General features: G+C 41.7%; 19 protein-coding genes. 17 read left to right on the forward strand and 2 right to left on the reverse strand.

Annotation, left to right across the window (positions count from 1 at the left end; all coding sequences use genetic code 11):
• The 13 genes from ABPH35_RS07370 to greA form a co-directional block, all read left to right on the forward strand.
• Positions 1-926 (forward strand): ISAs1 family transposase (locus tag ABPH35_RS07370; RefSeq protein WP_368849694.1); only part of this gene is annotated, 926 nt, incomplete at its 5' end.
• 135 nt (positions 927-1,061) lie between these two features.
• On the forward strand, positions 1,062-1,529 hold the full coding sequence (nrdR, locus tag ABPH35_RS07375; protein WP_349989140.1) for a transcriptional regulator NrdR: 468 nt from the start codon (positions 1,062-1,064) through the stop codon (positions 1,527-1,529).
• Between the two features lie 8 nt (positions 1,530-1,537).
• Positions 1,538-2,689, forward strand: coding sequence for a replication initiation and membrane attachment family protein (locus ABPH35_RS07380; protein ID WP_349989141.1), 1,152 nt, complete (start codon positions 1,538-1,540; stop codon positions 2,687-2,689).
• A complete protein-coding gene (gene dnaI / locus ABPH35_RS07385; protein ID WP_349989142.1) occupies positions 2,690-3,589 on the forward strand; it encodes a primosomal protein DnaI in 900 nt (299 codons plus the stop codon).
• The gene (locus ABPH35_RS07390) at positions 3,586-4,299 is read left to right on the forward strand and encodes an NADPH-dependent oxidoreductase (RefSeq protein WP_349989143.1); all 714 of its coding nucleotides are present in this window, start codon (positions 3,586-3,588) and stop codon (positions 4,297-4,299) included. The genes dnaI and ABPH35_RS07390 overlap by 4 nt, the downstream gene beginning before the upstream one ends.
• 13 nt (positions 4,300-4,312) lie before the next feature.
• Positions 4,313-5,623 carry a ribosome biogenesis GTPase Der gene (der, locus tag ABPH35_RS07395; protein ID WP_349989144.1) on the forward strand — a complete coding sequence of 437 codons (1,311 nt, stop codon included), beginning with the start codon at positions 4,313-4,315 and terminating at the stop codon, positions 5,621-5,623.
• Positions 5,624-5,637: 14 nt separating this feature from the next.
• Positions 5,638-5,979: a hypothetical protein gene (locus tag ABPH35_RS07400; protein WP_349989145.1), complete on the forward strand. Its 342-nt coding sequence runs from the start codon at positions 5,638-5,640 to the stop codon at positions 5,977-5,979.
• A gap of 373 nt (positions 5,980-6,352) precedes the next feature.
• Positions 6,353-9,448, forward strand: a complete 3,096-nt coding sequence (locus ABPH35_RS07405) for a DEAD/DEAH box helicase (protein WP_349989146.1) — start codon at positions 6,353-6,355, stop codon at positions 9,446-9,448.
• A 160-nt stretch (positions 9,449-9,608) separates the two neighbouring features.
• Complete coding sequence (locus ABPH35_RS07410; protein ID WP_349989147.1) at positions 9,609-10,259, forward strand: hypothetical protein; 651 nt, start codon at positions 9,609-9,611, stop codon at positions 10,257-10,259.
• Entirely contained in the window at positions 10,256-11,587 is a 1,332-nt protein-coding gene (gene murC / locus ABPH35_RS07415) for a UDP-N-acetylmuramate--L-alanine ligase (RefSeq protein WP_349989148.1), read from the forward strand. Before ABPH35_RS07410 ends, murC begins: the two co-directional genes overlap by 4 nt.
• A gap of 92 nt (positions 11,588-11,679) precedes the next feature.
• A complete protein-coding gene (locus tag ABPH35_RS07420; protein WP_349989149.1) occupies positions 11,680-12,165 on the forward strand; it encodes a GNAT family N-acetyltransferase in 486 nt (161 codons plus the stop codon).
• A 73-nt stretch (positions 12,166-12,238) separates the two neighbouring features.
• Positions 12,239-13,975 (forward strand): endolytic transglycosylase MltG, encoded by a 1,737-nt coding sequence (gene mltG / locus ABPH35_RS07425; RefSeq protein WP_349989150.1) that lies wholly within the window; start codon positions 12,239-12,241, stop codon positions 13,973-13,975.
• A gap of 80 nt (positions 13,976-14,055) precedes the next feature.
• On the forward strand, positions 14,056-14,538 hold the full coding sequence (greA, locus tag ABPH35_RS07430; RefSeq protein WP_349989151.1) for a transcription elongation factor GreA: 483 nt from the start codon (positions 14,056-14,058) through the stop codon (positions 14,536-14,538).
• Between the two features lie 111 nt (positions 14,539-14,649).
• Here the strand turns inward: greA and yidC are convergent, their stop codons facing one another.
• The gene (gene yidC, locus ABPH35_RS07435) at positions 14,650-15,570 is read right to left on the reverse strand and encodes a membrane protein insertase YidC (protein WP_349989152.1); all 921 of its coding nucleotides are present in this window, start codon (positions 15,568-15,570) and stop codon (positions 14,650-14,652) included.
• 63 nt (positions 15,571-15,633) lie between these two features.
• On the reverse strand, positions 15,634-15,918 hold the full coding sequence (locus tag ABPH35_RS07440) for an acylphosphatase (RefSeq protein ID WP_349989153.1): 285 nt from the start codon (positions 15,916-15,918) through the stop codon (positions 15,634-15,636).
• A 72-nt stretch (positions 15,919-15,990) separates the two neighbouring features.
• Here ABPH35_RS07440 and ABPH35_RS07445 point away from each other — a divergent pair, with 72 nt between their 5' ends.
• From ABPH35_RS07445 to ABPH35_RS07460, 4 genes are all read left to right on the forward strand, one after another.
• Positions 15,991-16,731: a TrmH family RNA methyltransferase gene (locus ABPH35_RS07445; protein ID WP_349989154.1), complete on the forward strand. Its 741-nt coding sequence runs from the start codon at positions 15,991-15,993 to the stop codon at positions 16,729-16,731.
• 46 nt (positions 16,732-16,777) lie between these two features.
• The gene (locus ABPH35_RS07450) at positions 16,778-17,257 is read left to right on the forward strand and encodes an HD domain-containing protein (protein ID WP_349989156.1); all 480 of its coding nucleotides are present in this window, start codon (positions 16,778-16,780) and stop codon (positions 17,255-17,257) included.
• Between the two features lie 20 nt (positions 17,258-17,277).
• On the forward strand, positions 17,278-17,973 hold the full coding sequence (locus ABPH35_RS07455; protein ID WP_349989157.1) for a Bax inhibitor-1/YccA family protein: 696 nt from the start codon (positions 17,278-17,280) through the stop codon (positions 17,971-17,973).
• Positions 17,974-18,052: 79 nt separating this feature from the next.
• A complete protein-coding gene (locus ABPH35_RS07460; RefSeq protein ID WP_349989158.1) occupies positions 18,053-19,321 on the forward strand; it encodes a diaminopimelate decarboxylase in 1,269 nt (422 codons plus the stop codon).
• Positions 19,322-19,426 lie beyond the last annotated feature (105 nt).

Here is a 19,426-nt window from a genome sequence, read left to right on the forward strand (position 1 = left end):
ATTTGAGTGATGGTTGTCCATCTCATGATACTTTAGAGCGTGTAGTGAGTATGGTGGATCCTCAAGTTTTAACTGACTTAAAAATTGACTTTAATCAGAATCCTGAAAGTGCTACGATTGAACGCTTTATAGCTATTGATGGTAAGACCATGCGAGGAAATGGCAATAAAACGCAGCGTCCAAATCATATTGTAACGGCTTATGATGGTGGAAATCGCATTAGTCTAGGTCAGGTTGCTGTTGAAGAGAAAAGCAATGAAATTACGGCTATTCCACGCTTGCTACGGCTTATTGATATTAGACAAGGGATTGTGACTATAGATGCGATGGGAACACAGACGGAGATAGTGGATGAAATCATTAAGGGTAGGGGAGATTATTGTCTTGCTGTAAAGGGCAATCAAGGGACTCTTTATGAGGATATTAGCCTTTACTTTAGTGATGCTAAGTTACTGGATCAGTTGGCTAAGAAAGACCAACATTATCAAACCGTTGAGAAGGCACATGGACAAATTGAAGTCCGTGATTATTGGGTTTCATATGATGTGAAATGGTTATCTGAACGCCATCCTAAATGGCACAAGTTACGTGGCATTGGCATGACGAAGAATACGTTGGATAAAGATGGTGAGCTAATAGAGGAAGTCCGTTATTTTATCATTAGCTTTAAGAAGACTATAGAAACAGTTGCTCAGTGCGTTCGAGGTCATTGGCAGATAGAGAGTATGCATTGGTTATTAGATATTGTTTTTCGAGAAGATGCGAATAAAACTTTGAACAAGCAGTTAGCGTTTAATTTGAATGTGATGGACAAATTCTGCCTAGCTGTCCTAAAACGGTTGGATTTTGGAAAGAAAATGAGCATGCGTCGTAAGAAATATGTCCTTAGTCTATCCTTTGACCAGTATTTAAAACGATTACTTTAAATCAAAAAAGTGTTTGAGGTAGAAAAAAGCCGAAGACCGTTTCATGCGTTTGTCGTGAAGTCATGGCTTGCTCTCTTTTATTATCCTATGAAATATGGTACAATGAAGTGATAATGATAAAATGGGAGAAGTAGCATGCGTTGCCCGAAATGTACCAGTATAAAATCAAGCGTTGTGGATAGTCGTCAGGCAGAAGATGGTAATACCATTCGCCGCAGAAGAGAATGTGAGCAGTGTGGTTATCGCTTTACCACTTATGAGCGAGTCGAAGAAAAAACCTTGGTTGTCGTGAAAAAGGACGGCACCCGTGAACAATTTTCCCGTGAGAAAATTTTTAACGGGATTATTCGTTCTGCCCAAAAACGACCAGTATCCAGTAGTGAAATTGAAGAGGTTGTTAGCCGAATTGAACAAAAGGTGCGTGCCCATAGTGATAGCGAAGTTGAGAGTGATTTGATTGGGAATCTGGTCATGGAAGAATTAGTTGAATTGGATGAGATTACCTATGTTCGGTTCGCTTCTGTCTATCGTTCCTTTAAGGATGTTGGTGAACTAGAAAACTTGCTCAAACAAATTACAAAGGGTAGTAAGACCAAAAGATAGGACAAAGCATGAAACCAAATGATCTCTATTCTTACATACGAAAAAATATGGTGAGTCCGAATTGGCTGAGCTTTGTTCTCTGCTATCAACCGATTATTGGCTTAGAAGCAGCGGCAGTCTATCAATTTTTGTGGGCAGGTTATGACAATGGTACAGGCAAATACTCACTTAGCCGCATTCTAAATCAGGTAAACATGGGACTTCCTCATTTGGAACAGGCATTAGATGTCCTTGGAGCAATGCAACTGTTAGCCATTTATCAGAAGGGTGATAGCTATGTGTTTCGTTTGGCAGAACCGTTAGCCAAAGAAGATTTTCTTCGCAATCCCTTGTATCAAAAATTGTTGGCTAAGAAAATTGGTGAGCCAGCGGTTGAAGAACTCATCGTTTCTAAACCAGTATCGGACACGGAAGTGACCAAATCATTTTCAGATGTCTTTAGTATGACAGGAGATATTCCCCTCCAACCAGCCCAAGCTACCGTTTTTGACTTACAGGCTTTCAAAACCATGATGGGGCGTGACCAACTGCGTTTTCAAGATGAAAGAGATGATGTCATTGCCTTGTACCATTTGGCAGAAAAAAATAGTTGGGATTGGATGCAGGCCTATACGATTGCAAAAGAAACTGCAAATGGTCAGGTGATTAGTATCAAGCGGATGGAACAAAAGGTTGAAGCAAAATCAGTTGTTACAACGAGTTTAACTAAGCAGGAACAAGCCATTGTTCGAGAGAGTCGTGCAAAAACAGCTCTTGAATTTTTAACGCTCTTAAAAGAGACACGTCATGCGACAGTAACGATGTCAGAGCGCAAGTGCTTGCAACAATTGATTGACTTGGGCTTACTGGATGAGGTCATCAATGTAATTGTTCTCTATACCTTTAATAAGGTTGATTCAGCCAATTTACAGGAAGCCTATGCCTTGAAATTGGGGAATGATTTTTCCTACAAGCAGATTAGGAGCGCAGAGCAGGCTGTCCAGCATTTACGAGATAGCAAGGGACAAGGGCGGAAGAAACAGGAGACTCCTGCTAAAAAAAGCAATGTGCCTGAATGGAGCAAGCAAGAAGTGAAAACAGAGCAGACTGAGCAAGGACAGGCAGAATTGGCCGCACTCTACCGTGAATTAGAGGCTATGGAAACGAAAGGAGAGGGATAGATGAAAGCTGTTCAAGACAAGGTACCGCAGGGCGCTGGATCGAGGAGAAAATCTTACCAAGAACTCTATCAGGAGATTGTCCAGGATAAGGAAGTAGCTGATTTTATCCGTCAGCACCAGTTATCAGACGATGTAGTGACGCGGTCCATTTCAAAATTCTTTGAATATGTGACAGAGCGTGATAAATTTCTGCGGAAAGATGCTTCCTATGTTGCAGTGGGGTACCAACCTGTTCTTGTGATGAATGCAGGCTATGCAGATGTTTCGTATTTGGAAACGCCAGAATTAGTGGAATATCGCAAGGCAGAGGCGGTTAAAAATCGCATTCAACTCATCAATCTTCCAGCTAGTTTGAAAAATATTACGATTGCAGATGTCGATCGCAATGATGAAAATCGAGTTGAGGTCATGAAAGCCATTACTGAATTTGTCAAACAGGTCGGACAAAACACGAAAGGTTTGTATCTTTATGGGAATTTTGGGGTTGGGAAAAGCTATTTGATGGCCTTTTTAGCTAATCTCTTATCAAAAACTCATCAACTATCGACTACTATGTTGCATTACCCAACCTTTGTCGTGGAAATAAAAAATGCCATTGGAGAAGGTCTAGTCAAGGAAAAAATCGATGCGATTAAGACGGCTCAAGTCTTGGTCTTGGACGATATTGGTGCAGAGCAACATAGCTCTTGGGTGCGTGATGATGTTTTACAGGTCATCTTGCAACACCGTATGCAGGAAAATTTACCGACCTTTTTCACCTCAAATTTTTCCTTTGCAGATTTAGAGCGTCATTTTGCAGCAGGTCGATCAGGTGATGAAACCTGGCAGGCCAAGCGTGTAATGGAGCGCATTCGATTCTTAGCAACTGAATTACAACTAGGAGGAGTGAACCGCAGATGAATGAAACCATTGATTTGATGTTATCCCACAGTTCTGTTCGTCGATTTACGGAAGAGGCCATTTCAGAAGAGCATTTACAAGCAATCATCAGTGCAGGACGTGCAGCTTCGACTTGGAAGAATTTTCAGTCGTATTCCATTATTGTTGTCCGCTCAAACGAGAAAAAAGAAGCACTTCACGCTCTGACTCCTCAGCCTGCGATTTTACAGGCAGATACGATTTTGCTCTTTGTAGGAGATCATCACCGTGCTAGTAAGGCAGCTGAATTGCATCAATCTGATTTTGATGCGAAAGGACCAGAAAATCTCTTGATTTCATCGGTTGATGCGGCACTAGCTGGGCAAAACACGCTCCTAGCAGCTGAAAGTTTAGGCTACGGAGGTGTATTTATTGGGATGATTCGCCACGTAGCGTGTGAGGTAGCAGCTCTCTTTAAGCTACCCGACTACACTTATCCCATTTTCTGTATTGCTTTGGGAAAACCGAATCAACATTTTCCTGTTAAACCGCGCCTACCTCATGACACCATTGTCTTTCAGGAAGAATACAAGGAACAGGGCCTAGATACGATTATTGCTTATGATCAAGTTCAATCAGACTATGCAGGAGCTAGACAGAAAGAAACCTGGTCAGAACGTCTGGTCGCTCAGTTTGGTCAAGCAGAACAGGCAAGCACGAAAACACTTTTGAAAGAAAAACACTTATTGTAGAAAAGGAGGAGCAATGGCTCTACCAACTATTGCCATCGTGGGGCGCCCCAACGTTGGAAAATCAACATTATTTAATCGAATTGCTGGTGAACGCATTTCCATCGTAGAAGATGTAGAAGGTGTTACTCGTGACCGAATTTACGCAACGGCTGAATGGCTCAACCGTCATTTCAGCATCATTGACACAGGGGGAATCGATGATGTCGATGCACCTTTTATGGAACAAATCAAGCATCAGGCCGAAATTGCCATGAGTGAGGCGGATGTCATCGTCTTTGTTGTATCTGGAAAAGAAGGTGTGACAGATGCGGATGAATATGTTGCAAAAATCCTTTATAAGACCAATAAGCCTGTTATCTTAGCAGTGAACAAGGTCGACAATCCTGAAATGCGTAGCGATATTTATGATTTCTATGCCTTGGGCTTAGGAGATCCTTATCCAGTATCATCGGTTCACGGGATTGGTACAGGGGATGTGCTTGATGCCATTGTGGAAAATCTCCCAGCAGAGGTCGAAGAAGAAAATCCAGATATGATCAAGTTCAGCTTGATTGGTCGTCCAAATGTTGGAAAATCAAGCCTGATTAACGCGATTTTGGGAGAAGAGCGCGTGATTGCCAGTCCCGTTGCAGGAACGACTCGCGACGCGATTGATACGGTCTTTACGGATAGCGAAGGTCAAGAATTTACCATGATTGACACAGCTGGTATGCGCAAATCTGGGAAAATCTATGAGAATACAGAGAAATATTCTGTCATGCGCGCTATGCGTGCCATTGACCGCTCAGATGTTGTTCTCATGGTCTTAAATGCCGAAGAAGGAATTCGTGAGTATGACAAGCGGATTGCAGGCTTTGCTCATGAAGCAGGAAAAGGAATCATCATCGTTGTCAATAAATGGGACACCCTTGAAAAAGACAATAAGACCATGCAGAATTGGGAAGCGGATATCAGAGACCAATTCCAGTATCTCTCTTACGCACCGATTATCTTTGTGTCAGCTCTTACCAAGCAACGCCTTCATAAGTTGCCAGCTATGATTAAGCAAATTAGTGAAAGTCAACAGACACGGATTCCGTCTGCAGTCTTGAACGATGTCATCATGGATGCCATTGCCATCAATCCAACACCAACTGACAAGGGCAAACGTCTCAAGATTTTTTATGCAACTCAAGTGGCAACCAAGCCACCTACCTTTGTCATTTTTGTCAATGAAGAAGAGCTGATGCATTTCTCTTATCTCCGATTCCTTGAAAATCAGATTCGTAAAGCTTTCGTCTTTGAAGGAACACCGATTCACCTGATTGCTCGTAAGCGCAAGTAAAAAGGAGAAAACTTTTGCAGTACTTGATTTTTTTCACAATCAGCTATGGCTTTGTTCATTATGCTAAAAAATGGTTGAATTACAATGCAGCTACCTATGCGCCATTCTCATGGCGGTATTGGCTGAGTTTACTTGCTTACCTTTATCTTTTACTCATTGCTCTATTGTTGCTAGTTCTTCTTGCTAGTACGCTCAAGGCTCTTTTGGGAAAGATGGAAGGGCTTTGTCTGATTCTCGCAGGAGTGTATAGCGGTCTCTTTTTCCTTTATGGGAAAGTGATTGCCCTCTATTCGAAAAAAATTATTCAAGATACGCGCTATTATCGAGCGATGCGGAAAAAGAAGAATGATAGATAGACTGCAAAAGTAGTAACAAAAAAGGAAACGAAACGAGGCTGGGCAGAAAGTCCAGCCTCTATTATCAGAATTAGCAAAAACAGATTAACGCAATAGTTGATTGCCATCTTTGTTCGCTTTTTAAACTCCAAAGATGACTTAATCAACTGTGCGGGAGTGGGAGCAAAATAATCCACTGGATTATTTAGTCTGAGCTTAGAAACTAGAGAGGGGTGGTTTCGAGTTTTTCCACTCCCTCTTTTTATAAATTGATGCTAGTAGCGGATTCATTTGGCTTGTACACGCAAAACGAAATGGGAATCAAAAAAGATGTACCTCCTTTAATGTAATGGGGAAGTATGCTATAATGAAAGGATAAGATAAAGGAGTTTATATGGGTCGATTGATGCCGGGACGGATTCGTCAAGAAGGAATCTTGCTCTATGAAACAGGACAAGTAGAGGTAAAACAGGTAGAAGATAGACAACTCTTTTTGCACATTGCAGAAGAGGATTTTTACTATACCCTAGATGAGACGCAACTTTCTTGCAGTTGTCACCTGTTTTCGCAAAAGGGCTATTGTCAGCACTTGGCAGCCGCCGAATATTTTTTAAAAAATGATACTGAAGGAAAACTCCTAGAAGAACAGCTTTCTGCGGATGAAGAAAATCACGAAGAAACAGTGCGCAGAACCTATTTTGGTGGCTTATTTTTAGATGATTTGCTGGCTTTGGATCAAGGGGGAACTGTTCACTATCGGCTAGCAATAGAAGGTCAGCTACTCCTCTTTGATAGCAATATCGATTGGAGCTTGAAAATTGAACGCTTGCCAGATCAACGGAGCTATGTGATTCGTGATATTGGAGCATTTTTACAGGCTGTGAAAAAGGGAGGATACTACCAAATTGGTAAAAATTACTATGAACCTCTTGTTTTTCAACAGTTTGATGCGGCAAGTCAAGATGTATTAGAGTTTTTATGGCGACTTATTCCAGATAAAAAAGTGGGTGATTTGGATATGTTATTCCATTATGGTCGCCATCTGCGCCTACCATTAGCTTGTTTTGAAGAAGGGCTTGAACTCTTTATGCAGTTGGGATCTTTTGCATTTCAGCACGATATGACAAGCTATTCTGAACTGCATTTGCTAGACTTTGAGCAAACAGCTGAACTGTACTGTTTTAAAGTTGAAGTTCATCAGTATATGATTGAATTGCAGCTTAGAGAGAAGTCGTTTAGAGAACTCTTTAATGGTCGCTACCTCTTGGTAGAAAATCGTCTATATCAGGTAGATCGTAAGCAAGAGCAGATTATGGCTTCCCTCAAAGCAGTGCAGGCAGATGAGACAGGAATGAAATCAATCCAATTTGATTTTCAAGACCAGGAACGATTGGCTCTTAGTCTCTTAGAATTGCAATTGATTGGGAAGGTCAAGGCTCCTAAGCGCTTCATCATTCGTGATTTTAAACCAATATTTGAGTTGTCTCTGCAAGATGAAGGAGATATATTGCTACAATTGATTCTTGCATTTGAGCAAAGACAAGTTAGGACGTTACTAGAATTACAGTCTCTCCCCTTTTCTTATCATTTTCAGCATCTGGAAAAGGTCGAACAAGCAATCCAAGAGGCTGGTTTCAGCGGACGGTTTACTGCTCGTCATCCACGATTAACTGGAGAAGAATGGTACAGATTTTTCAGCCAGACCGTCGTCAAGTTGAGAGACTTGGGTCAAGTACGGTTATCAAGGGACTTGGAGAAGCGTCTCATTGAGACGAAGCCACAGATTACAGTTGCAACGGGTGGTTCATTACTGGATGTTTCCTTTGATTTTGCTGGGATAGAAGAAGCAGAAATCGATCAAGTCGTAATCGCCTTGTTAGAAGATGCAACGCATTTTACTAGTCAGACTGGAAAAGTAGTCATCTTTGATGAAGAAACGAAAAAGATTAGTCGAACCTTGCAGGAATTGCGTGCCCGCCACCAATCAGCGGGGCATGTGGCAGTAAATCGTTTTGCCTCTTATCAATTAGCACAGGTATGGGGAGATCAATCCGGTGTTCAATTTTCAAAAGACTTTCAGAAATTAGCCTATGATTTAGCTCATCCAGAATCGTTTTCTGTACCTGGATTGCAGCAAAATGCTTCTTTACGTGAATACCAGCAGTTAGGTGTCAAATGGATGTCTATGTTGGATTATCATGGCTTTGGTGGCATTTTAGCCGATGATATGGGCTTGGGAAAGACCTTGCAGACTATTGCTTTTTTAACTAATCATCTGAAAGAAGATAGCAAGGTGCTGATTCTAGCTCCGTCAAGCTTGATTTACAATTGGCAAAGCGAGTTCCAGACGTTCGCGCCTGAATTAGATGTCACCGTAGCCTATGGTACAAAGGAAAAAAGAGAAGAACAGATTCGTGCAGGACATCAGATTGTGATTACGAGTTACCATTCTTTCCGACAAGATATCGAATTATATCAAGGGATTCGCTACGATTATCTCATCTTGGATGAGGCGCAGGTCATGAAAAACGCTCAGAGCAAAATCGCACAGCTCTTGCGCAATTTTGAAGTCGGAAATTGTTTTGCCCTATCAGGGACGCCGATTGAGAATCATTTGTCAGAATTATGGTCTATTTTTCAAATCGTATTACCAGGATTATTACCAGGAAAAATGGAATTTACCAAACTCTCAGCAACAGAAGTTGCGCGCTTGATTAAGCCGTTTACCCTCAGACGGAAAAAAGAAGATGTCTTGCTCGAATTGCCAGACTTGCTAGAAGTGAACGTTCTAAATGAGCTAACGGATGAGCAGAAAGTCGTATATCTTGCCCAGCTAAAACAGATGCAATCTCGAATTGTCAGTGCGAGTGATGAGGAGATTCAGCAGAAAAAAATCGAAATTCTAGCCGGAATTACCAGACTTCGCCAAATCTGTGATACCCCTAGTCTCTTTATGGACGATTACCAGGGGGAAAGTGGCAAACTCGATAGCTTAAAGGAATTGCTCCGTCAACTCAAAGAAGGCAATCACCGTGTCTTGATTTTCTCACAGTTTAGGAATATGCTGGATAGGATTGAGCAAGAGGTGGCAGAACTTGGCTTGACCAGTTATAAATTGACGGGTTCAACCCCAGCTCATCTTCGTCAGGAAATGACAACCGCTTTTAATGCAGGAAGTCGTGATATCTTTCTCATTTCGCTTAAAGCGGGTGGTGTTGGATTGAACTTAACCGGAGCAGATAGCGTGATTCTAGTGGATCTATGGTGGAATCCAGCTGTTGAAGCTCAAGCTATTAGCCGTGCCCACCGCATGGGTCAAACTGAAAAAGTGGAATGCTATCGTCTGATTACACGTGGCACAATTGAAGAAAAAATTCAGGCCCTACAAGAAAGTAAGAAGAATCTTGTAACCACTGTCTTAGATGGTAATGAAAGTCGCGCGAGCATGACTGTAGACGATATCAGAGAGATTTTAGGAATCGTCCAATAGAAAAGAGCATGAGAACTGTTGAATAGAATTTTCAGCTGTTGTGGGGTGCAACTCTTTGGTAAAAAAAAGAGGGTCAGAGGTAGACCCTGCAGCCGAAAAGGGAAAAAGATAGTCAAAGACTGGAAGGTATGGTATAATAATCGATTGAAAGGAAGAGCTTATGGTAAGAATGCAGACAAGATTTCCGCTAGTAGCTGACGATGAGCTAATAGTGGTGGAAAATCCTGAAATGAAATTGTACGATGAAGGAGATCTCATTAGCAATATTAGAGGGCCTTATCAGGAAAGGGATTTTTGGCAAGAATCAAATAGTCAACCGGCTCCTAGGAATCGAGTTGAGCGTGGGATGGAAGCGCCAGCGTTTGAAGTTAAACCGAGCCATTACTCTCGCAAAGAACGCTACCAAAAACCTGTTTCAAAAGCAACAATTAAAACACAAGGCCAGTTGGCGCGTGAAATGGCTCGTGAGGATTTAAAGAAAAAACGTTCAGCTTCTTATCTTCATCAAGACAAGCCACATCCAGTTAAACCAGCAAAACAACAGGTGACAGCGCCTTTGGTTGAAAAAAAAGTGCCCCATTTGACAGAATTAGCCAATCGCTTACGGCAGACGGACTACATTTTAGCAGATATGCCTGCTGTCTATCCTCTGAAAAAAGAAGAAAGAGGCCAAGAGCGACCAGTTGCCAAAAATTCGTATGACTTTTTAAAGAAAAGCCAGGTCTACAATTACCCAGAGCGTATCGCCAATCGGGAACGTCAATTGGCACAAGAACTAAACCTAACACACATGGAAGAAGGATTGGAATGACAAAAACCTATCATTTTATTGGAATCAAAGGCTCAGGAATGAGTGCCTTGGCTCTACTCTTACATCAAATGGGACATAAGGTTCAAGGAAGCGATGTTGAAAAGTATTATTTTACCCAACGGGGTCTGGAACAAGCAGGGATTGAGATCTTGCCATTTAGTGAGGAAAATATAACAGCGGATGTTGAACTCATTGCTGGAAATGCCTTTCGCCCAGATAATAATGTAGAGATTGCCTATGCAGATGCACAAGGATTCTCCTATAAACGGTATCATGAGTTTTTAGGGCAATTCATGCGGAATTTTATCAGCTTTGGAGTGGCAGGAGCGCATGGAAAAACTTCTACAACTGGTCTCTTGGCGCATGTTATGCGTAATATCACAGATACCAGTTATTTGATTGGAGATGGAACTGGTCGCGGTTCAGAAAATGCTCAATACTTTGTCTTTGAGTCAGACGAATACGAACGCCATTTCATGCCGTATCATCCAGAATACAGTATCATTACAAACATTGACTTTGACCATCCTGATTACTTTACCAGCTTAGAGGATGTTTTCCAGGCCTTTGATGATTACGCAAAGCAAGTGCAAAAAGGCTTGTTTGTGTATGGTGAGGATGAGCAACTTCGTCGTATTACAGCGACTGCACCGGTTTATTACTATGGTTTCAATGAGGACAATGATTTTGTAGCCTACGATTTACAACCCTCAACGACTGGTTCACAATTCAAGGTGCGTCATGCCGGAAAAGAACTAGGACAGTTTCAGATTCCAACCTTTGGTCGTCACAATGTGTTGAATGCAACAGCTGTGATTGCGAATCTCTTTATCGCAGGTTTTGACTTGGACTTGGTGGCAGAACACTTGAAAACCTTTGGTGGAGTAAAACGCCGCTTTACAGAAAAGATGGTCAATAACACTGTGATTATTGATGACTTTGCCCATCATCCGACAGAAATCATTGCAACGCTTGATGCGGCTCGCCAAAAATACCCAAGTAAAGAAATAGTTGCCATTTTCCAACCACACACTTTTACACGTACCATTGCCCTGTTGGACGAATTTGCTCTTGCCTTGAGCGAGGCAGATGCTGTCTACCTAGCGCCGATTTACGGTTCGGCCCGAGAAACAGATAATGGTCAAGTGAAAGTAGAAGATTTGGCAGAAAAAATCAATAAAAAAGGTGGGATCGTAACAGTTGAAAATACTTCGCCGCTCTTAGACCATGACAATGCAGTCTATGTCTTTATGGGAGCAGGAGACATTCAGTCTTACGAATATTCATTTGAACGTCTGTTATCTAATCTATCCAATAACGTTCAATAAAACATAGAGGCTGAGACCTAGTACTCAACCTCTTCCTTTTTATTCGTCTTGACGGGTAGAAATGGTAGGTATTATGTATACAAGGAGAAGGGATGCAGATTCAACATGCACGATTAGCAGATCTAGAGCAGGTTCATCAGATTGAACAGGCTAATTTTAGTCTAGAAGAACAGATTACAAAAGACGTCTTAGGATATTATCTGGAGCGGGAGAACATGACCTGTCTTGTTATGGAAGATGATGGAAATGTAGCAGGCTATCTCTTAGCACTTCCGACAGTACAGGCCACTGTGACAGATGATTTATTTGAGCGAAAGAAAAAAGTGGAAGCCTCCTGTTCTCATCTAGCTATCGTGAGCCTTTCGGTTGCAGAAAACTATAAAGGACAAGGAGTAGGAACGCTTTTACTAGCAGCTATCAAAGATATTGCTGTGCAAGTAGGTTATAAAGGTATTAGCCTAACCTGTAAAGACTATTTGCTTTCCTACTATGGGATGTACCAATTTGAAGATTTAGGCGTGTCTGAATCCCAGTTTGGCGGAGCTGTCTGGTACGATATGTATTGGGAATGCCCATGATATCGTTGCAGTGCTTGCTTTTGTCTTTATTTTAGGATATAATGTCTTGTAACCGTTTGAAAGGAGCTTTATTGTGGCAAACGATTCACATGAAAAAGACACGCAGCCATCTAGTTTTCGAGACAAGATTTTGCGTGATTTAGAAGAAATAAAACGTCAGTCCGATTCAAAGAGACCTACAGGTTCTTTGAGGGCGAATGACAGTTTACATCAGATAGAGGAAGTTCATTCTGAACAAGTGATGACACAACCACGAGTGAGCATCAAATTACCATTGGTAGCTGATAGAGAATCTGGTTCTCTGGTAACACGCTTCTCAGAGGATGCTGAACAGGAAAAAACAGAAAAAGTTCATTTTCCATCTGAAATAGATGAGCATGCAGCACCAGCTGAGAATCAGGGCTCTCTTGAGCAAGCAAGCGAAACAGCTCAGCGCTCAAGTATGCCTTTTGATGAGGTGCCAGTAGCAACTGCGGTTGTTGTATTAGACGAGTCTCCTGCTGAGCCAGAAGATTTGACAGAGACGCGGGCTATTTATAAACATTCGATAAGAGATAGACTTCAAAAAACAGAAGTCTCACAATCAGAATTGGAGGATACTATTATTACTTCAACTCCTAAGCAACCGACGGTGAATAGGGGAGCAACGACACGTCGCCGTCATCGTCAGCGCAAGAAACAAGATAGCATCGCAAAACGGATTGTAAAAGTAGTTGTCTCAACGGTTTTACTGCTATTAGTTGTGACGTCTGTAACGGGATATATGTATTTGAAATCCAGTCTCGAACCTGTCAATGCACAGGCGACAGAAAATATCCAAGTGGAGATTCCAGAGGGTTCATCGACCAAAGAAATTGCTCGTATTCTGGAAGGGAGCAACTTGATTAAAAATGCAACAGTTTTTAACTACTATGCGAAGCTAAAAAGTTATAATAATTTCCAAAGTGGATTTTACAATTTGAATCAGTCGATGAGTGTTGATGAGCTAGCAAAAGCCTTACAAGAAGGTGGGACAGAGACAGCACAAGACCCAATTTCTGGAAAAATCCTTGTCGTTGAAGGCTCAACCATCAATCAGATTGCGCAAGCTGTGACTAAAAATGTGTACAAAAACAGCAAGGATGAAAAGACACCATTTACAGCAGATGACTTTTTAGCAACTGTTAAAAATGAAGAGTTTATCAAGAAGATGGCAGCAACCTATCCTAAGCTACTAGCAACCATGCCGGCAGCGGATAGTGGAGCAATCTATCGTCTGGAAGGCTACCTCTTCCCAGCAACGTACGATTACAAGCCAGATACTACTATGGAAGGGTTGGTTGAGCAAATGATTGCAGCCATGGATGCTCGTTTGCAACCCTATTATGACCAATTAGCGGCAAAAGGACTGGATGTCAATCAATTATTGACCTTGGCCTCACTCGTTGAAAAAGAAGGAGCGACTGATGCGGATCGTCGTGCTATCGCAGGGGTTTTCTATAATCGACTCAACGCTGGAATGCCATTACAGTCCAATATCGCTATCTTATATGCGATGGGCAAGCTAGGTGAAAAAACAACGCTAAAAGAAGATGCAACAATTGACACAACTATCAATTCCCCTTACAATATTTATGCTAATACAGGATTAATGCCTGGTCCGGTAGATAGTCCGAGTCAGGCTGCAATTGAAGCAACTTTTGCGCCAAACAAAACCAGCTACTATTACTTTGTCGCAGATGTGACAACTGGAACGGTGTATTTCGCAGAGACAGGCGAAGAACATGAACAAAATGTTGAAAAATATGTCAACAGTAAACTAAACAATTAGAGCACGTGCTCGAACAAAATTATGTGGGTTTCCGCATAATTTTGTTTTCATCAAAGAAATAGAAAAGGAAAAAACAGAAAATGGCAGAAAAAACCTATCCAATGACAATTGAAGAAAAACAAAAATTGGAGCAAGAATTAGAAGAATTAAAATTAGTTCGTCGCCCTGAAATTGTAGAACGAATTAAGATTGCTCGTTCCTACGGAGATTTATCAGAAAACTCTGAGTACGAAGCAGCAAAAGATGAGCAAGCCTTTGTGGAAGGTCAAATTTCCATGATTGAAACGAAAATCCGTTATGCAGAAATTGTCAATAGCGATGCTGTGGCGGCTGATGAGGTTGCAATCGGAAAAATGGTTACCGTCCAAGAGGTGGGCGAAGCAGACGAAGAAGTGTACACCATTGTTGGTGCTGCTGGAGCGGATGCCTTTGCCAATAAAGTCTCTAACGAAAGCCCAATTGGGCAAGCGTTGATTGGTAAGAAAACAGGCGATGTGGTGACAGTCCAAACACCAGCTGGAAGCTATGACATTAAGATTTTGAAAGTTGAAAAAGCAAAATAAAAGTTGCTTCTCCTGTTTTTCTAAAAAGGGCGGATAAACACGCTATTACTCATAAAATGGAAAAAACTCTATTTCCGCGTATGGTAATTCATACTAAGAAATAGAGTTTTTTTATCTCGAACGTTGTTTGCCAGCATTACGATTTTTCTTTTTAGAAGAGGATGTAGTAATCGCTGTATCCATTGTTGGGGTGACATCTTTTACACGAGTGCTTGTGTGAAGCGGCTTTGGAGGATTCTGTTCAAATTCTTCTGCAATTTGTCTGCGTAATTTTGGTTTGAGGAAGAAGTTGGTAATCACTTGTTGAAGAATTCCGATAAATCCACCGACAACCCAGTAAAGAGTGACTCCAGCAGGAGACCTCCAAGAGAAGAACGTAATCATGATTGGGTTTATCCACATCATTGATTTCATCTGTTTTTTTTGTTCTTCATCGACACCGACCTGCATGAGAAGAGATTGGAAGTAGTAGAGAACTCCAGCTGCTGCAGTAAGGATGAGACTTGGTTTTCCAAGGGCAATCCCCATGAAACTAGCATCCGCAATTCCTTCCGTATAGCGTGCAGCATAGAACAGAGCTGAGAAGAACGGCATTTGGATAAGGACTGGTAGACAACCAATCCCACCAAACATGCTGACACCATATTCTTTTTGAGTCGCAAAGAGTTCTTGTTGAGCAGCTAACTGTTCTTCCTGTGAGCTTGCATTTTTCATCCGCTCTTGGATTGGACCCAAGATAGGCTTGAGATAGTGCATTTTCTCAGACTGGTAGGTTGCTTTCCAAGACTGGTAAATACCCAGTGGTAAGATGAGCAAGCGGACACAGATTGTCACGACGATGATAGCAATGCCAAATCCTAGTCCCTGATTTTCAGCGAAGAATTGGATGACATTGCCCATTGGCTCAACGAGGAATTTGTAGACCCAACCTTCCCCAGTCGGTACACCGTTTTTGGTCTTTACACAGCCCGATAGGAAGAAGAGCATGAATAGGACAAATCCAGATAATACAATACGTTTTGATGTTTTCACTTTCTCGTTTCCTTTTTTACATGATACACTCTATTTTACTTGTTTTGGAGAAAATATACAAGTCTAATACCACTGTTTTACTTGAAAATCGCTAAAGTCTTCAAAATGAGTAAGGGTGACATCCAGATAGGTTACTTTTGCCATACGAGAGGGGCCTTTTCGGATTTCATGGATAAATTGGCTGAGTTTAGCAGTATCGTTTGATTGAGCAAGAATGGTAACAGTTCCGTCATCGTTATTCCAGACTCGGCCATAGATATCTCCGATTTCTCCTGCAAGAAATTGAACAGCCCAGCGAAATCCAACTCCTTGTACACGACCTGATGCAATCATTTTGACTTTTTTCATACATTTCTCCTTTTTGACAAGACCTTGACTTTATTATATCATTGATGGTAATGAAAGAAAATGGGGAATCATATGGAAGTCATTCGCTCCAAGTCTAATCGCTTGATAAAGGAAACGAAAAAATTACATCAGAAGAAATACCGCAAAGAATCGTACTTGATTGAGGGCTGGCATTTATTTGAAGAGGCCCGTAAGGCAAAGGCTGAGATTGAGAGAGTGTTTGTCCTAGAAGACTATGCGGATCAGGGAACAGGTTCTTTTCCAGTAACGCTTGTCAGTCCGGAGATAGTACAGGATTTGGCAGAGAGCCAAACGCCGCAGGGTATCGTAGCTCAGTTAGCTATAAAAAAGCCTCTTCTTCCTAAACGATTGATAGGAAAATACCTTGTCTTAGAAGATGTACAGGATCCGGGCAATGTCGGAACCATGATTCGGACGGCTGATGCCGCGGGCTACGATGCCGTTTTTATCTCAGATAAGTCTGCAGATATTTATAGTCTAAAAACCCTACGTTCTATGCAAGGCAGTCATTTCCATCTGCCTATTTATCGTGTGGCAATAGATAATCTTCTTGCACAGTTTAAAGCAAATAAAGTACGTATCTTAGCCACAACCTTATCTGCAGATTCTGTGGATTACAAATCCATTCAAGTGCCTGATTCTTTTGCAATCATTATGGGAAATGAAGGACAAGGTATTTCAAGATTGGTGCAAGAGCAGGCAGATGAGTTGGTCCATATTCAGATGCCGGGTCAAGCAGAAAGTCTAAATGTTGCTATAGCTGCAGGTATTTTACTCTTTAGCTTTATTTAAGCTAGGAAGAATAAACTGTGGTATAATAGAAAAACGAGGTGATGTGATGACAGTATATACAGAAGATGAAGAGTACATGGCTTATGTTGGACACTTAATCCAAAAGCCCAAGGTACAAAAGCTTGCTACAATCCCTCATCATTACTATTCGACACGCTTGGAGCATTCCATTCATGTGTCCTATACCAGCTATAAGATTGCTAAAAAATTGGGTTGGGATGCAAAATCAACGGCTCGAGGAGCTCTCTTGCATGATTTATTCTATTATGATTGGCGCGAGACTAAATTTCGGAAAAGCCATGCCTGGGTACATCCTCGAATTGCTAAGCGCAATGCACAAAAACTGACTAAGCTCAACAAGGTCGAAGAAGATATTATTGTCAAGCATATGTTTGGCGCAACCATTGCCCCACCGCGTTATAGAGAATCTTGGATTGTGACCTGTGTGGACAAGTATTGGGCAGTAAGAGAAGCGACACTTCCCTTACAAAAAATGTGGAAAGAGCGACGAGCTCCTATTCGTTAGATAGTTTAAAGGAGGATGAAATGAATCAAGAACAATATATTATCAATCAAGTGGATCACGCTGCTTTAAATCGTTTCTTTGGAAAAATCTACGGCTTTGTAGCAGCAGGTATCGGATTATCTGCCTTAGTTGCTTACTTATCATTGACAGTTTTTCAAGGATTTACACTTCGTTTATTGCTGGGAGGCTCATTTGCTATCTGGCTGATCATGCTGGCTGAAATTGCCCTTGTCTTTGTGGCTTCACGTATGGCAGCTCAAAATAGTCCTATGGCCCTACCGATGTTTCTAGCTTATTCGGTGATGAACGGTTTTACCCTCAGTATCGTGCTACTCGCTTACACAGGCGAGACGGTTTTAACTGCTTTTCTGACCGCTGCCTTGATGTTTGTGGCGATGGCCGTTCTTGGTTTGACGACCAAGAAAAATCTGTCTGGTATGGCGCAGGCTCTCTATGCTGCCTTGATTGGCGTGATTATTGCAAGTGTGGTGAACTTTTTCCTTGCTAGTTCTGGGATGAGTTTTGTAATTTCCATTATTTCTGTACTGATTTTCTCAGGATTGATTGCCTATGATAACCAACGGATTCGTTATGTTTTTGAAGAAACTAATGGCGAAGTTGGTCAAGGTTGGGTCGTTTCGATGGCCTTATCCCTCTATCTGGATTTTGTTAATCTCTTCCTAAATCTTTTGCGAATCTTTGGTTCAAGAGATTAATCTCAAAAGAAACTCATTTATTTTGGTGAGTTTCTTTTTATTTGTGGTATAATAGTAAAAAATTTGACGAGGTAGAGGAATGACAAAAGAACCATTTATCAGTAAAGAAGCGCTAGAAGTGATTACAGAAGCCTTTCCAACTCCCTTTCATTTGTATGATGAGAAAGGGATTCGTGAGAAGGCGCGTGCCTTGTACCAGGCTTTTTCGTGGAATAAGGGCTTTAAGGAGTATTTTGCGGTCAAGGCCACTCCGACACCTGCTATTTTGAAAATATTGCAGGAAGAAGGTTGCGGGGTTGATTGTGCGACTGATGTGGAAGTGATGATGAGTGAAAAGCTAGGCTTTAAAGATATCATGTTTACGTCAAATGACACGCAAGGCTCAGAGTTTGTCTACGCTAGAGAAGTGGGAGCTATTATCAACTTGGATGCCTATGAGCATATTGATTTCTTGAAAGAGGTCGCAGGGATTCCCGAAGTGGTTTGTCTCCGGTACAATCCTGGTGGGGTATTTTCATTGGGAACAGATATCATGGATCATCCAGAAGAGTCTAAATTTGGGATGACTAAGGAGCAGTTGCTGCAAGGCTATCGGGAATTGAAAGAACTTGGGGTCAAGGAATTTGGTCTTCATGCCTTCTTGGCTTCTAATACGGTGACCAATGATTACTATCCAACCTTGGCAAGACAATTATTCGAACTAGCGCTGGAAATTCGTGAGAAAACTGGTGTGACTCTTGACTTTATCAACTTGTCTGGTGGAATTGGTGTCAACTATCGCCCAGAACAAGAAGCCAATGATATTGCAGTGATTGGGGAAGGGGTGCGCAAGGTCTATGAGGAAGTATTGACACCTGCTGGTATGAGTGAGGTGAAAATCTATACAGAGCTAGGTCGCTTTATGTTAGCACCACACGGTCATTTAGTCACCAAGGTTCTCCACCGCAAGAAAACCTATCGCACGTATGTTGGTGTCGATGCGTCAGCAGCTAATCTCATGCGGCCCGCCTTCTACGGAGCCTATCATCATATTACCAATATCAGCCGTCCAGATGCTCCGCTTGAAGTGGTAGATGTAGTTGGTTCCTTGTGTGAAAATAATGATAAATTTGCCGTTCAGCGGGAATTGGCACAAGCTGAGGTCGGAGATACCTTGGTCATTCACGATGCGGGTGCGCACGGTTTTTCTATGGGCTATAACTACAATGGTCGTCTACGTTCGGCAGAAATTTTGCTGCAAGAAGACGGAAGTGCACGCATGATTCGTCGGGCGGAAAAACCAGAGGATTATTTTGCGACCTTGTATGGCTTTGATTTTGACCACGCCAAACGCATGAAGAAAAGATAGTTTTCAGAAAACGACATACATAGTGACAAAATCAATCAAAGTAGTAAACTAGAGATAGAGGTGACTACAATGATTGATTTTCTCGTTTCCATAGACTCCCAAAGT

The sequence above is a fragment of the Streptococcus handemini genome (assembly GCF_040984445.1).
Lineage (GTDB): Bacteria > Bacillota > Bacilli > Lactobacillales > Streptococcaceae > Streptococcus > Streptococcus handemini.

Coding starts and splice junctions, on each gene's coding strand:
- ABPH35_RS07390 (WP_349989143.1), top strand. CDS start 3,586: ATGAATGAAACCATTGATTTGATGTTATCCCACAGTTCTGTTCGTCGA.
- ABPH35_RS07420 (WP_349989149.1), top strand. CDS start 11,680: ATGCAGATTCAACATGCACGATTAGCAGATCTAGAGCAGGTTCATCAG.
- der (WP_349989144.1), top strand. CDS start 4,313: ATGGCTCTACCAACTATTGCCATCGTGGGGCGCCCCAACGTTGGAAAA.
- ABPH35_RS07380 (WP_349989141.1), top strand. CDS start 1,538: ATGAAACCAAATGATCTCTATTCTTACATACGAAAAAATATGGTGAGT.
- nrdR (WP_349989140.1), top strand. CDS start 1,062: ATGCGTTGCCCGAAATGTACCAGTATAAAATCAAGCGTTGTGGATAGT.
- ABPH35_RS07445 (WP_349989154.1), top strand. CDS start 15,991: ATGGAAGTCATTCGCTCCAAGTCTAATCGCTTGATAAAGGAAACGAAA.
- ABPH35_RS07455 (WP_349989157.1), top strand. CDS start 17,278: ATGAATCAAGAACAATATATTATCAATCAAGTGGATCACGCTGCTTTA.
- ABPH35_RS07440 (WP_349989153.1), bottom strand. CDS start 15,918: ATGAAAAAAGTCAAAATGATTGCATCAGGTCGTGTACAAGGAGTTGGA.
- ABPH35_RS07405 (WP_349989146.1), top strand. CDS start 6,353: ATGGGTCGATTGATGCCGGGACGGATTCGTCAAGAAGGAATCTTGCTC.
- greA (WP_349989151.1), top strand. CDS start 14,056: ATGGCAGAAAAAACCTATCCAATGACAATTGAAGAAAAACAAAAATTG.
- murC (WP_349989148.1), top strand. CDS start 10,256: ATGACAAAAACCTATCATTTTATTGGAATCAAAGGCTCAGGAATGAGT.
- ABPH35_RS07450 (WP_349989156.1), top strand. CDS start 16,778: ATGACAGTATATACAGAAGATGAAGAGTACATGGCTTATGTTGGACAC.
- ABPH35_RS07410 (WP_349989147.1), top strand. CDS start 9,609: ATGGTAAGAATGCAGACAAGATTTCCGCTAGTAGCTGACGATGAGCTA.
- ABPH35_RS07460 (WP_349989158.1), top strand. CDS start 18,053: ATGACAAAAGAACCATTTATCAGTAAAGAAGCGCTAGAAGTGATTACA.
- dnaI (WP_349989142.1), top strand. CDS start 2,690: ATGAAAGCTGTTCAAGACAAGGTACCGCAGGGCGCTGGATCGAGGAGA.